The organism is Lewinella cohaerens DSM 23179, assembly GCF_000379805.1.
GTDB lineage: Bacteria > Bacteroidota > Bacteroidia > Chitinophagales > Saprospiraceae > Lewinella > Lewinella cohaerens.
In genome coordinates, this window is the sequence record NZ_KB903609.1 from 211,563 (window position 1) to 224,770 (window position 13,208).

A 13,208-nucleotide genomic window follows, 5' to 3' on the forward strand; every position below is an offset into this window, starting at 1 on the left:
TAAATTTGTCAGAAAATCATCATATCGTATTGATTGGGGCTGGCAATGTAGCCTGGCACATGGGGCATCGTTTTATGGCTTGTGGACACAACATCAGTTTTGTCTACAGTCGTACCGCTGCAAAAGCCGAAGTGCTGGGAAAAGAATTAAACTGCCCTGCTTCTGCAAAGCTAGCAGAGGTTCCTGTTGACGCAGATTTGTATTTATTACTTGTTCCAGATGGAGCCATCGAAGAGACGGCTTCCGCGCTACAGAAGTATATTGCCTCTACCTCGTTGGTGATGCATGCCTCTGGGGCAACGCCTGCTGATGTACTTGCTCCTTACTTTGAGCATTATGGTGTTTTCTACCCTCTTCAGACCTTCTCTAGAGAGCGAGAGCTGGATTTTACGAAAGTACCCTTGTGTCTTTATACTGCTCAGGAAGTAGATTATCAACGTGTAGCATCACTTGCAAAAACATTGGTGAAAAATGTCTACTCCGTAGGTGATGTACAGCGAGCTCAGTTGCACTTGGCTGCGGTATTCGTCAATAACTTCACCAATTATCTACAGTATATCGGACAGGAGATTGCCCAGGAAAATCACTTACCTGCGACCTTACTACAGCCTTTACTCAAGGAAACCATCGCAAAGCTAGATGACTTAGCTCCTCCCGTCGCTCAGACTGGTCCTGCTATTAGAAATGATACTGCTACAATTGATCGCCACTTAAGTATGCTAAAGGGCCATCCACGGTGGGCAACGCTGTACAAGCAACTTAGTGCAGGGATAATCAAGGATTTGGGTAAAAAATGACCTTCTAAGTATTGCGCACAAATAAGTTGGGCTGTCATTTCTTAAAAAGCTGACTCAACTTGTGCTGTTCCTAATACGTCATCAGCTCAAAAACTACCGTTTCGTCCCGCCCCATAAACTGATGGAACGTAACAGATGCAGAGTCCGGCTGCCAATAAATATGGCCATTCCCAAGGCCGGAGAGAAAATCGAGTCCATTAAGGTTGCAGTTAAAATCCAAATCGGGGCTGGCCGCAAATTCAGGCAAGGCCCGCTGTAATACCTTCTGAGCGGGCATCGGGTCGGCAGTAGCGAATAGTTTACTTACGAGGTTCGGCCCTTTCAACCCTAGAAAGAGGACGTAACTGGTATCTGCCCCCTGGTGCATATAATACCCGGCCAGGTCAGCAGGATGCAAAGGTCGCAAGAGCTTAAACCGATCATGGTCATAGTTAGCCAGAGGGGTGTACTGAGGCTTGTCATGATCCCCTTCTTCTCCTATTCCTCCAATAAACAAGCGCAACTGTTCTTCTTCAATAATAGCATAAATGTACTCCTCATAGCCCGCCCAAAAGCCTCCTACTGCCGTAATAGCTGTGGAAGGTATTCCTTTGTCAGCATAAGCTTCTGGCAAAATAGTATCACAAGCACTTACTTCTGCAAGCTTTACCTTATTCTCTTGCAACATAGCATAAACAGCATAGCGAGGCAAGTCTTCATCGTCACTTAGCGACTCACAATTCAATTGTACTTGAGACCACGCCTTTTTAGCTGCTTCCAAATCTGTTTCTTTGGGGCCACAACCCATTAATAAACAGCAGACTAGCAGGAGTAGGAAATTATTTTGCATATTTTTTACTGAAATTGCTTAAAAAAATTGACATTTTTAGGAACAAAAATTATCTTTGCATCGCTTTGAAAGTAAGGGTTTCCAAAACGCTGGAAATTTTGCTTAAAGATAAGCAAATTAACATGGTGAGTATAGCTCAGTTGGTTAGAGCGCTGGATTGTGATTCCAGAGGTCGCCGGTTCAAATCCGGTTATTCACCCTCTCATAAAGCCGATTCCTTTTGGAGTCGGCTTTTTTTATTTACCAATTGGTGAATGCCGCATTGAAGATATCTTCTGTTAATTGCGCCAGAATATCTTCAATAGCCTGGGTTTGCACACTGGCCAATTCTGTGGTGGATGGGAAATCGAAAAAGAAAGAAAAGTTTTTCTTAAAACCGTCCTCCTCGTTTTTATTACTAATATACTCTACGGCGGTAACGATAGTCAGCCGGTTGATAGCGCTGCTTTCTCCAGGTTGGGGCGCTTCGGCAGAAACCCGAAAATCCACAATTGAACCCTGAAACTCTACATCAGGTGTAGTTTCATTCAAGATCAATCTACTTTCACGTCGAATCTTCTCTTTCAATGCTTCAGAGGTTTCAATAGCCAAAGTAGGAGGTGCATTCAGGGCATTGTTCTTAAACTGCCCCACGTAATAGGTGGTCACATCTGCGGGGATACTGATTCCGCGAAAAGAGTAACCATTATTGCCGCATTGCCAGCAATGCAAGCTCAAAAATACCAATAAGAGGAAAAAATACTTTTTCATATAAGAGATAACGCAGATTAGGTTCTATAAATTCTTTGTTAAAACAACCTTTGACATTGTGCAAAAACAAGTTGAGTCTTGGTGGTGCGAGATGCGCATCTGAGCATGCATAATAAAAGCAATCCCGAATTCTGGTTCAGACCAAAATCCGGGATGACTCTTTTTACATCCTGCTTATTGTATCAAAGGCTCGCCGATAAACACTTTGACTTCAGGAGAAATTTTGACTCTGATTTTAACAATCAGAGGCTCCTGAATATCCGCATAAATACGGCGATGCAAGCTGTAAGTCGTTTTGATGGTTGACAAAACAGTACGCAATGCAGCACTGTTGCCTTCCTTAGCCAAGAGTTCTTCCAGGCGCTCAGTAGAAAAATCTGCGTGAGCACCTTTTAAATCTACTTCCAAAGAAGGACTCAGCGCAACACCAAGCGCAAAACTTTCGACTTTAAGACCATAGATTTCCAATTGAGGAAATACCTGCAACCAGTCTTCAATCAGGCTGTAAGTCTTTTCTTTTGCTCCAGTACCCAGGTTATTGGCCTGTTCCCTGATGGTACCGCTGGCATCTTGCAGGGTTTTGACTATTTTATCAATCATAACCTTGGTGTTTTTTAGTTCTTCTTGAACTTAATGCTTCCCCCTGTATCCGGTTGATCTTCCAGAATGTCCAGAAATTTGTAGGAAACGACAACGGTTTTACCATCAACTTCTGCATTCTCAATGGTAGTCTTCTTCACTCTACCCGGTAGATGGTAAGTCGTAGTGAAAGAAGCATCAGCCATCATCATCTTCATCATACCGATGGTTTCCTCATCCATGTCGCCGAGCATTCCTGCTGCATCACCAGCGTCTACCACCCTGTTTAGGGTACGCCCGGACAAGTCCCAGGTAGAGCTACTATTGGCCATAGCACCGCCGCCCATCAGGCCACTCATACCGCCTTGCTCACCACCTTCTTCGTTTAACTTAGAAAAGGTTTTCTGGAAGTCATTCAGTTCACTCATTGACTGGAAAGGAAAGGTGATGACAAATTTCCCCACCTTCTCTGATTCACTCATCTTCATCCGCATCTCTGTACGGTCAAGAATTGCACGGTCTTTGTCCGTTAAGGTAGCAGGCAGACCGCCTTCTTGCATATCAGAAAAAGAAATGAGGGAATCAATTTCAAGCACTTCCCTGCCTGTTTCCTCTTTCATACCCTGCTTCATCATTTCTCCCATAAAAGGGTCATTGAGCATGCCGCTCATGTCGATGGTTATCTGATACTTGCCGGTGCCGTCATTGTTAAGATAAACGTCTTCCAACATTTCAAAACAACCAGATGTGGCCAGTGCCAAAACAAGGCAAACCACGTAAGAAAAATACTTCATTCGCTTTTTTTTGCCAAGGTAAGGAAAAGCGCGCGCAAAGGGAATCAAGGAAAGACGAAATGCTTAATTTTAGCGACACAGGGAGCGATTGTGCGAAGAACTGGAAAGCAGGAACCTCCCTTACGTATCTATTAGCGGCGATTTTGATCAACGATTTGACCAAGCAGTACAAGCCGTGAAGTTAATTTTGCAATAGCACCCCTTTCTGAAAACCAAAAGCCTGCTGGTTCGTTTTTATACCTGTACTGATAAATCTGACGATTAGCTATGAAGTTACCCCAGACTATAGGCGAACTAAAAGCCACTGGTTACCAGCCCCGCTCGATCAAAGAAGAGATGCGGGAAAATTTGATTAAGAAACTACAGTCAAAAGAGCCCATCTTTCCAGGAGTCATTGGTTTTGACGATACCGTCATTCCTGATGTAGAGCGGGCAATTTTGTCACGTCATAATATTCTTTTACTGGGTTTACGTGGACAGGCAAAGACGAGAATTGCCCGTCTGCTAATTCATCTATTGGATGAATACATGCCTATCGTCGGTGGTAGTGAATTAAATGATGATCCTCTTCAGCCCCTCTCCCGTTATGCACTCGATTTGATTGCAGAAAAAGGAGACGACACCCCTGTTGAATGGATACACAGAGATGAACGTTACATAGAAAAGCTGGCAACTCCTGACGTAAGTGTTGCCGATTTGATTGGTGATGTTGATCCCATCAAAGCTGCGACGCTAAAACTGCCTTATTCCGACCAGCGAGTTATTCACTTTGGCCTTGTACCTCGTGCACACCGTTCTTTATTTGTACTCAACGAATTACCGGACTTACAGGCTCGTATTCAAGTGTCTTTATTCAACATCTTACAGGAAGGTGATATTCAGATTCGCGGATTTAAACTGCGTTTGCCGTTGGATATTCAGTTTGTGTTTACCGCCAACCCAGAGGATTACACCAATCGTGGTAGTATCATTACCCCCCTTAAGGATAGGATTGAAAGTCAGATATTGACGCATTATCCCAAAACGATTGATATCGCCCGGCAAATTACCAGCCTGGAAGCAGACTTGGCAGACAGCCAAAAATCCAATATTCAAGTTGCGGATTTGCTTCAGATTATGCTGGAGCAAATTGCCTTCAATGCACGCGAAAGTGAATACATTGATGATAAGAGTGGTGTATCTGCTCGATTGACCATTGCAGGTTACGAAAACCTGGTGAGTACTGCCGAACGTCGGATGCTTATCAATGGAGAAGCAAACACCCAAGCCCGTATTACTGACTTTTGGGGCGTTGTTCCTGCTATTACCGGTAAAGTGGAGCTGGTTTATGAAGGGGAGCAAGAAGGTTCTTATAATGTCGCCATGCTCTTATTGGGTGAGGCTGTACAAATCGCTTTTCTCGACCATTTCCCTAACCCTGAAGAGGTTAGCCGTGCGGAAGACAAAGACCCCTATGGTACCATTCGCACTTGGTTTGGGGCTGGAAACACCCTTGATTTATTCAATGACTCCAGCGACAAAGATTACCGCCAGGCATTGGACAAGGTAGCCGGCTTGAAAAAGCTAGTGACTTCTACCGTCAACAACCTCAGTGAAGCAGAGACTTATCTCTTTATGGAATTGGTAATTCATGGCCTGGTAGAGTTTGATGTACTCAACAAGGATACGCTGGAAAACAGCCTTACCTTCCGTGATCTACTCGCTAATATGCTGGATGACAACGATATGTTTGACGGATTCAATGACAATTAAAGGTGAGTTGTGCCTTTATATAGTCCTCCAAGGCAGAACTCACAGTACAAGGTACTGAGTACGGGGTATTAAGACTTTGATTACTGCAGGTATTACACCATCTGACCGGGCTCAAACAAGCTCTAAAGCATAAGGGAAAGAGACGACTTCGACTCTTTCCCTTCTTTTTTCCTTCTCTTAAGGCTACGCTTTCTTAAACACTTCGGCCATCATACAGCGGGCGCTTCCTCCTCCATACGACTCAATGGTATCCAGCGGGCTGTGAAGAAGCTTGGTGTGTAATTCCAGCTGCTCAATTTGCTCACTGGTAAGCGAATTATAAGCCTGAGAAGACATCGCAAGATAAGTTTGCTCATTTGCCCCTTGCACTTGTAGCATATTGCCCGCAAAGGCCTTCATTTGTTCTCGGGTGATAGAGACGATGTCTTTGCCGGTCTGGGTTAGCATGTCGGTCACCTCTCTTCTTTGTACAGCATCCGTGATAGTATCCAGGCAAATCACACAGAAATTTGTTCCTAAGGCCATCATCACATTGGTATGATAAATCGGTAACCCGTTCATATCATAGCTTTCGAAAAGCACCTTTTCAAAGCCCATCCATAAAGCAAACTCATCCAATAAACCTTCGTCGGTACGGATACTACGACAAGCATAGACTATCCTGTTGTCTCTATCCAGGATCATGCTCCCCGTTCCTTCTAAAAAGCGCTCTGATAGCTCTCGCTTTTCGAGGCGAATATGCTTATCAAAGCCAAAATCCTTGATCAACTGGGTTACCACATCCTCTCGGCGTTCCAGCCTACGCATAGGAGCATACATTGGATAGGTGATCACTGATCCATCCTCGTGGGTAGAAAACCAATTGTTGGGAAAGACCGCATCGTGTTTCAAGGGACTGTTAGTGTCTTCAACGACAATTACCACTACGCCAGCCTCTCTGAGTGTGGCGACAAAACCATCGAATTCGGCTTGAGCGCGGTTATTTATTTCTTTTCCAGAAAGGGATTTATCATTGGTCTGGAATGCATTGTTACCCGCAGTTTCGGCATTGTACCCAAAGTTTGCAGGACGAACCATCAAGATGGTATCGGTAATTTGTGTGGTGTGCATTGGCTAATAATTTGGTGCGACAAAGAAAGGGAGAATTTATGTAACCAGGGTGAAAAAAGTCGGAAGTGGGAGGTCGGAAATCGGAAGTTTTAAAAAAGGTGTAAAAGTTGGGCAAGTGTAAAAGTGTAAAGGTTGAAATCAGCGTTTAAAAACCCACCCAAAGCCTCTCTTTGGATATCTTTGATGGTTCAAAAACGTAGTTGATTAATCTCTACATGTTTTGTATAACACCCCTGGTTTACCTTCAAAATCAAAGGTTTCCACGAATTGCATCCCTATTTTTTCCAGCACGCGAATAGAAGCTACATTTTCGGTTTGAGCTCGGCCAATGACACAGGGGATATTTAGTGTTGTAAAACCATACTGAAGACAGGCGGTTGCAGCTTCCGTAGCATATCCACGGCCCCAGAATTTTCTATGAAAACGAAACCCCAGGTCCACATCACCGGATTTTGGGTGATACTTAAGTCCGCAAAACCCCAGATATTCTTCGGTTGTTCGATCCAAGACCGTCCATCTTCCATAGCCGCATTTTTGGTAATGCTGGTAGCTTGTTAGAAAGGCTTCAGCAGCTGCCATATCCGTAAAAGGTACATCGCCTGTATATTGCAAAACAAGGGGATCATTGTTCATCCGGAAGAAGCCCAAAGCATCTTCCTTTTGGAACTTTCGCAGTAAGAGTCGATCTGTTGTTATTTTGAATTCGGACATAATCACTAGATTGTGGGTTACAAAATAGGATACAAAACACAAGACCAACAAATAAACACAGATGGTACTGACGATAATACTAGCAGTAGGTTTCCCTTTTTTAGCGCTGCGCCTCGAAAAAAGTGACCGTTTACCCTCTTTCTTTAGTGCCGTGGTTTTATGCTATGCTTTTGGCATCATCATCGGCAATATCGTTCCTCACCTTGTCCATGAATCAACAGCAGAGCAACTCGCGGCGGCGGGTATGATCATTGCCTTGCCTATGCTCCTTTTTGGGGCTAACATCAAAGAAAACTGGCGTTTGGCGGGGCCTGGCTTAGCAGCTTATGGACTTTGTGCCGTTGCTGGACTTATAGGCACTGCACTGGCCGCTTACTATTTTCAGGAAAGCCAAACTGATGGTTGGAAAGTAGCAGGCATGCTGACGGGGCTGTATACCGGCGGTACGCCTAATATGCAGGCGATTGGTATTGCGGTGGATGCCCCGGGGGATTATGTCGTGCTGTTGCAGGCCGCAGATATCGTGGGTGGTGGTGTTTACTTATTGATGCTGATGACTTTCATACACCCTTTTCTGGGGCGATTTCTACCAAGCTTTTCCACTAATCAGCCGGACGAACAAGAGGAAGATTTTGTTGAAGAAACAGGTAAGGGTTTTCGCTTCCTGCCTACCATAATCAGTTTAGGTGTGGGTGTTGCCGCGGCAGGGCTTACTTATTTATTTACTGGAGATATAGGCAAGAATACGACTTTGCTCATACTCTTACTTACTACTTTCAGCCTGGGGCTTTCTTTCTCTCCCAAGATCAGCAACTTGCGTGGTGCTTATCTTCAAGGAGAATACTTCCTTCTCGTTTTTTGTGTGGCACTAGGACTGATGGCCAATTTCCAAAAACTGCTGGGAGAAGGATTGCCTTTACTTGCCTTTTCCCTAGTAGCATTGATCAGCACCATTCTGATCCACTGGTTGTTGGCTAAAATCTTTAAAATCGACCGAGACACCGTGATGATTAGCTCGACGGCAGCACTATACGGCCCTGTATTCATAGCGCAGGTAACTACCGCTATCAATAATCGCCGCTTACTCGCACCGGGTATTGCCTTGTCTTTACTTGGGCTAGCCGTTGGAAATTACCTTGGTATTGGGGTTGCTTATCTGGCGAAGTGGTTGTTGGCGCAGTTTTAGCGATGGAGCAACCACCCTCGGTTATGCGAACCGATCCCGCCAGCGGGATACATGGACGAGCCGTGGCTCGTGAGCAACCCAATTTTAAGCTGAACAATGAAATTATAAATACGTTTCACTACTTTATCGAATAAACCTTTGCTATGCGTACCAAAACCTTACAAACCCTCAATCTGATTGGCTTTTTGCTGGTGTTGTTACTCAACACACTGGCCAATGCGCTCCCGCTTAACGGCTACAATACTGGCGAGTTATCAGATCGATACCCCAACTTTTTTGTACCTGCTGGATTCACCTTTAGCATCTGGGGAGTTATCTACTTACTGCTGATCATTTTTATTATTTATCAACTGCGTAGCTGGTGGAAAAAACAAGATGTAGATCTGAGTTTCGTACAAAAGATCGGGCCGTGGTTTTTTATTTCTTGTCTGGCCAACGCCAGTTGGATCCTTGCCTGGCATTATCTACAGATTACCCTTAGCTTACTGATTATGCTGATTATACTGGGCAGTCTCATCATCATCTACCTCAGGCTGGGTATTGGTGAATCATCACCGACTCCGCCTACCAACAAATGGACAGTACGGCTTCCTTTCAGTATTTATCTCGGTTGGATTACGGTGGCGACGATTGCCAATGTCACTACCCTTCTTGTCGATAACGGCTGGCAAGGTGGAGCGATTGGCCCCATCAGCTGGGCTGCTGTAATGATCGTTATTGCTGGATTAATCGGAATTCTTATTCTTGTCAAAAGGGCCGACATTGGTTTTGTGTTGGTCTTAATTTGGGCCTTCTATGGTATCTACGCCAAGCAATCTGGAAATACGACCGCTGATGTTGACAGTATCCTTTTGGCGGCCAAAGTAGTAATGGCTTTACTCGCTGTAGCTGCGGCCAGTAGGTTCAAAAAATGGTTGACGGTGTAGTGAATTTTAGCCCTGCCATTAGGCGGGAGCAACCACCCTCGGTTATGCGAACCGATCCCGCCAGCGGGATACATGGGCCAGTGCGTAAGGCAAGGCCTGAAGCACGGCGCACGGGAGGAGCAGGACAAGGGATGGGCAGCTTCTCCGTAGGGTCGGGTTTAAAACCCGACCCTACGGAGAAGCAGACAGCCCGGTGCCCAGGAACGCAGGCATGGCCCCAAAGCATTGAATGGCTAAACCTCCCCTACTCCATCTACCAGACGGACAACCAGTTCTTCTCCTTGTTTTCCAAACTCAGCTTCATAGGCCGCTAAAGCTTCGCTTACGAAGGCCGCGCGGGCGTCTTTACGAACCAAATTGAGGGTGCAGCCACCAAAGCCACCGCCCATGATACGAGCGCCATATACGCCTGGGTGGCGAAATGCTTGTGTGAAAAGAAAATCAATTTCAGGGCAACTGACTTCATAATCCATTGCCAGGCCCAACTGGGTAAGATTCAGTAATTGCCCCACTTTTTTAGCATCTCCTGCAGCCAGGGCATCAATCATGGCGAGGGTTCGATAATGCTCGCCTACGATATAGCGACATCGCTGGTAAACCTTACCCGGAAACTCTTCTTTGAGCTGCTCGACCTGTGGAGGGGTAGCATCGCGCAAGGATTTGATCTCAGGAAAATGTTGTTGCAAAACCGCTACGCCTTGTGCACATTCTTCCACTCTCTTGACATAGGCAGATTCGGCTAGGTTGTGGCTCACTTTAGAGTTGAGCAGCACCCACTCGCAACCTTCGATAGCTACTGGTACTTTGCGAAACGACAGGTCTCGGCAGTCCAGCATAATTGCATGGTCTTTTACGCCATTGAGACTGGCAAACTGATCCATGATGCCGCAGGGGATCCCTACAAATTCGTGAGAGGATTGCTTTGCCAATTGTGCCAATTCCGGGCCACTGTAACCTGCTTTGAGTAATAGATTCCAGCTCATGGCCATTCCACATTCCAAAGCAGCAGAAGAACTTACGCCTGCCCCAACGGGAAGGTTGCCACCAAAAACAACGTCCAGGCCGATCAACTTGTGGCTGCGTTGTGAAAACTGCTGAGCAATACCTAGTAAATAATTAAGCCACAGCGACTTACCCGGCTTAATCTCAAGTAAATCAACAACCGCTGATTCTTCAATATCTAAAGCCCAAAAACGCAATTGTTGGGTGCCATTGGGTCTGACGGCGAAATACAAAGCCCGGTCAATTGCTCCTGGCAGCACCAAGCCCTGATTATAATCGGTATGCTCTCCTATGATATTAATACGCCCCGGCGCGCGTAAAAGTAGTGCCGGGGCGTAAGTAGTAAGCGCCTGAAATTGGCGACTTATTGATTCCTTGTTATGCATCATTACTCGTCCTCCATGTCCATGTTATGGAAGACATTGACGACGTCATCATCATCTTCTAATCTTTCGATAAGCTTGATCATCGCCTCAACGCCATCATCGTCCAATTTTTTGGTATGCGAAGGCACTCGGATTAGCTCTGCAGTATCCACTTCAATTTTACGCTCTTCAAGTGCCTGCTGCATCGCGCCGAAATCTTCGAAAGCGGTATAGAGGACAAAAAGGTCATCTTCTGTACCTAGTTCCTCCAGTCCATGATCGATCAGTTCTAGTTCAAGCTCTTCCTGATCAAGGCCTTCTGCTTTCACTTTGAACACCCCACGGCGCGTAAACATATACTCGACTTCACCAGAGTTGCCAAGGCTACCTCCTCCTTTAGAGAATTGCAGGCGCATACTAGCGACCGTACGATTGGTGTTATCCGTAGCTGTTTCCACCATTACGGCAATGCCGTTGGGGCCATAACCTTCGTAAATAACTTCATCGTAGTTTTCTGAATCTTTAGACAGAGCCCGCTTAATGGCAGCGTCTACATTGGCCTTAGGCATGTTGGCCGTCTTGGCATTCTGGACTGCAATCCTTAAGCGTGGATTGTAATCGGGCTCTCCGCCACCGTCCTTGACCGCCATTGCGATCTCTCTGCCAATCTTAGTGAAGACTTTAGCCATAGAGGCCCAGCGCTTCATTTTCCTCGCTTTCCGATATTCAAATGCTCTTCCCATGGTTTTATTTGATCAGTAAAATACTGTTCTATTGATTTTAAGCTTTTATACTTCTGCAAAAATATAAAATGAGCAGCAAAAAAAACAATAATTTAACCTGCTGCAAATTCACAATACAAACGGTAGCCGTCCGGGGTTTCTACAAAAAAATAATAGAGTGCGCTACTATCTCGATCCGCTTCTGCTGCATCGTATTCGTAAGTTACACCAAATACATAGAACTCCATATTTGGTTCAGCGATTACTTTTTCATTACATCCCCGACAATATTCCTCCTCACACAAATGTGCTGCATAGATTACCTTTTCTTTTTCGCTGCTGTACTCGCGCTGCCCAATCATATTCACAACAAACCCAGGGCTGGTAGAATATTCAGGATGAATGATACTACGGACAAAGGCTGTATCCCCTTGGTTAGCTGCTACAAGTAATTTTTGCAAAAACACCTTAAACTCTTTCGCTATTTCTCCTGAAAATTCAATATCCTCCAATTGAATGGCGGCTTTCTGCGTAGCGTGTGCTCTTTCTAGCGATTGAATTAAGGCAAGGTTATGAGCATCTACACTAGTGAGTTTACCACTAACATTGTCATTATTAACAGCGTAGCCTTGGGCTGCAAAAGTAGCATTGAGTTCCTCGTTTTTGAAGCGATACCCGTGGTAAGCATATATTTCGTTGCGTAACATAGCCAATTCCTCTTTGGTCTTGTCTTCCAACTCAGATAGCTCTAACTGCTGTTTGTGATCAAAGCGATAAGCAGGTAGTTTTTCCTCCTCCATATCTGTTTCTGCTGCCTGCGCTTGCTGGTCTACCGTTTGCTCTTCTTCTTGCACTTGATCATTGGTACACGAAAACAGGAAAAACATTAAGCCTCCCAGCCAATAGAACTTCAAATTCATTATCGTCATCATTTTACTTGTGAAGCCCCAAAGGTATTTATTAGATATTGGCAGAAGCCTAAATAAATGAATAATTCTGCCAGTAACAAGTTACCAACCCAACTCACCCAAGCATTCGTAATGTAGGTTTCAATAGGGTACGTCCCAAAAAAAGCAGGCAATACATAGGCGTATATTCGTAAGCTGATTGCTGCAAGGGCAAGCGCATAGCTGCGTATCATAAATTTACTGTGTTCCATCCAATTGCCTTCCCTGGCGTACTTTAGCGCAAGCACTGTCATCAACCACCATAATACACTTTGAAAAACAAAAGCGACCTTGGCAGGCAAGCCTCCATTAGCATATAAAGCAATAATAAAGCCGGAAGGTGCACTTAAGAGCAAAACGATACTTACATAGAATTTCCCCAATAGTTGATGCCATCGAGGCGAATAACGAAAAAATGAGCTTGAAAACTGTAAGCCCCCTATCAGCAGCACGAAAATGCTAGAAAAAACATGCGTATAAAATGCAAGGAGGTAATGTGACTGCTGGATAACACTTTGCTTAGCAATGAGCAGTCCCGTTGTTGGAGCAAAGTCCGAATAAGACCAAGTTTTGATCACCAGGAAGTAACCATAATAAAGGATAATTATACCCGCCATATATTTTACGAAACGCCAAATTGAAGGCATGCTTCTCTATTGTTTATTCTGCGAACGTTCTTCTGTGTTAAAAGCAAAAATAACGTTCCCTTGCTATATACCCGTTACTTAGTGCCGGGTA

Annotated in this window: 14 protein-coding genes and 1 tRNA gene; 5 read left to right on the forward strand and 10 right to left on the reverse strand. The window is 44.9% G+C overall.

What is annotated here, in order from left to right:
* Window positions 1-5: 5 nt before the first annotated feature.
* Window positions 6-797, forward strand: a complete 792-nt coding sequence (locus A3EU_RS0127740; RefSeq protein WP_020539451.1) for a Rossmann-like and DUF2520 domain-containing protein — start codon at window positions 6-8, stop codon at window positions 795-797.
* Window positions 798-867: 70 nt separating this feature from the next.
* Here A3EU_RS0127740 and A3EU_RS0127745 read toward each other — a convergent pair whose 3' ends face one another.
* The gene (locus tag A3EU_RS0127745) at window positions 868-1,626 is read right to left on the reverse strand and encodes a hypothetical protein (protein ID WP_156825929.1); all 759 of its coding nucleotides are present in this window, start codon (window positions 1,624-1,626) and stop codon (window positions 868-870) included.
* Window positions 1,627-1,751: 125 nt separating this feature from the next.
* On the opposite strand from A3EU_RS0127745, the gene A3EU_RS0127750 reads away from it, so the two are divergent.
* Window positions 1,752-1,825, forward strand: a tRNA-His gene (locus A3EU_RS0127750).
* Between the two features lie 41 nt (window positions 1,826-1,866).
* On the opposite strand, the gene lptE is transcribed toward A3EU_RS0127750, so the two are convergent.
* From lptE to A3EU_RS0127765, 3 genes are all read right to left on the reverse strand, one after another.
* A complete protein-coding gene (gene lptE / locus A3EU_RS0127755; RefSeq protein ID WP_020539453.1) occupies window positions 1,867-2,376 on the reverse strand; it encodes an LPS assembly lipoprotein LptE in 510 nt (169 codons plus the stop codon).
* 174 nt (window positions 2,377-2,550) lie between these two features.
* Window positions 2,551-2,976 carry a hypothetical protein gene (locus A3EU_RS0127760; RefSeq protein ID WP_020539454.1) on the reverse strand — a complete coding sequence of 142 codons (426 nt, stop codon included), beginning with the start codon at window positions 2,974-2,976 and terminating at the stop codon, window positions 2,551-2,553.
* 14 nt (window positions 2,977-2,990) lie between these two features.
* The gene (locus A3EU_RS0127765) at window positions 2,991-3,749 is read right to left on the reverse strand and encodes a hypothetical protein (protein WP_020539455.1); all 759 of its coding nucleotides are present in this window, start codon (window positions 3,747-3,749) and stop codon (window positions 2,991-2,993) included.
* A gap of 267 nt (window positions 3,750-4,016) precedes the next feature.
* On the opposite strand from A3EU_RS0127765, the gene A3EU_RS0127770 reads away from it, so the two are divergent.
* Window positions 4,017-5,501 carry a P-loop NTPase family protein gene (locus tag A3EU_RS0127770; RefSeq protein WP_020539456.1) on the forward strand — a complete coding sequence of 495 codons (1,485 nt, stop codon included), beginning with the start codon at window positions 4,017-4,019 and terminating at the stop codon, window positions 5,499-5,501.
* Between the two features lie 183 nt (window positions 5,502-5,684).
* Here the strand turns inward: A3EU_RS0127770 and ctlX are convergent, their stop codons facing one another.
* Both ctlX and A3EU_RS0127780 read right to left on the reverse strand, forming a co-directional pair.
* Entirely contained in the window at window positions 5,685-6,611 is a 927-nt protein-coding gene (gene ctlX / locus A3EU_RS0127775) for a citrulline utilization hydrolase CtlX (protein WP_020539457.1), read from the reverse strand.
* A gap of 204 nt (window positions 6,612-6,815) precedes the next feature.
* Window positions 6,816-7,322 (reverse strand): GNAT family N-acetyltransferase, encoded by a 507-nt coding sequence (locus A3EU_RS0127780; RefSeq protein ID WP_020539458.1) that lies wholly within the window; start codon window positions 7,320-7,322, stop codon window positions 6,816-6,818.
* Window positions 7,323-7,383: 61 nt separating this feature from the next.
* On the opposite strand from A3EU_RS0127780, the gene A3EU_RS0127785 reads away from it, so the two are divergent.
* Both A3EU_RS0127785 and A3EU_RS32170 read left to right on the forward strand, forming a co-directional pair.
* Window positions 7,384-8,508: a DUF819 family protein gene (locus A3EU_RS0127785; RefSeq protein ID WP_020539459.1), complete on the forward strand. Its 1,125-nt coding sequence runs from the start codon at window positions 7,384-7,386 to the stop codon at window positions 8,506-8,508.
* A gap of 143 nt (window positions 8,509-8,651) precedes the next feature.
* Window positions 8,652-9,434, forward strand: a complete 783-nt coding sequence (locus A3EU_RS32170; protein ID WP_020539460.1) for a tryptophan-rich sensory protein — start codon at window positions 8,652-8,654, stop codon at window positions 9,432-9,434.
* Between the two features lie 233 nt (window positions 9,435-9,667).
* Here the strand turns inward: A3EU_RS32170 and galK are convergent, their stop codons facing one another.
* The 4 genes from galK to A3EU_RS32175 all read right to left on the reverse strand — a co-directional run bounded on the left by galK (window position 9,668) and on the right by A3EU_RS32175 (window position 13,117).
* Complete coding sequence (gene galK / locus A3EU_RS0127795; RefSeq protein ID WP_020539461.1) at window positions 9,668-10,825, reverse strand: galactokinase; 1,158 nt, start codon at window positions 10,823-10,825, stop codon at window positions 9,668-9,670.
* Entirely contained in the window at window positions 10,825-11,544 is a 720-nt protein-coding gene (locus tag A3EU_RS0127800) for a YebC/PmpR family DNA-binding transcriptional regulator (RefSeq protein WP_020539462.1), read from the reverse strand. Before A3EU_RS0127800 ends, galK begins: the two co-directional genes overlap by 1 nt.
* Before the next feature lie 92 nt (window positions 11,545-11,636).
* Window positions 11,637-12,443, reverse strand: a complete 807-nt coding sequence (locus A3EU_RS0127805) for a YARHG domain-containing protein (RefSeq protein ID WP_020539463.1) — start codon at window positions 12,441-12,443, stop codon at window positions 11,637-11,639.
* A gap of 8 nt (window positions 12,444-12,451) precedes the next feature.
* Window positions 12,452-13,117: a DUF2306 domain-containing protein gene (locus A3EU_RS32175; protein WP_020539464.1), complete on the reverse strand. Its 666-nt coding sequence runs from the start codon at window positions 13,115-13,117 to the stop codon at window positions 12,452-12,454.
* Between the last annotated feature and the right edge of the window lie 91 nt (window positions 13,118-13,208).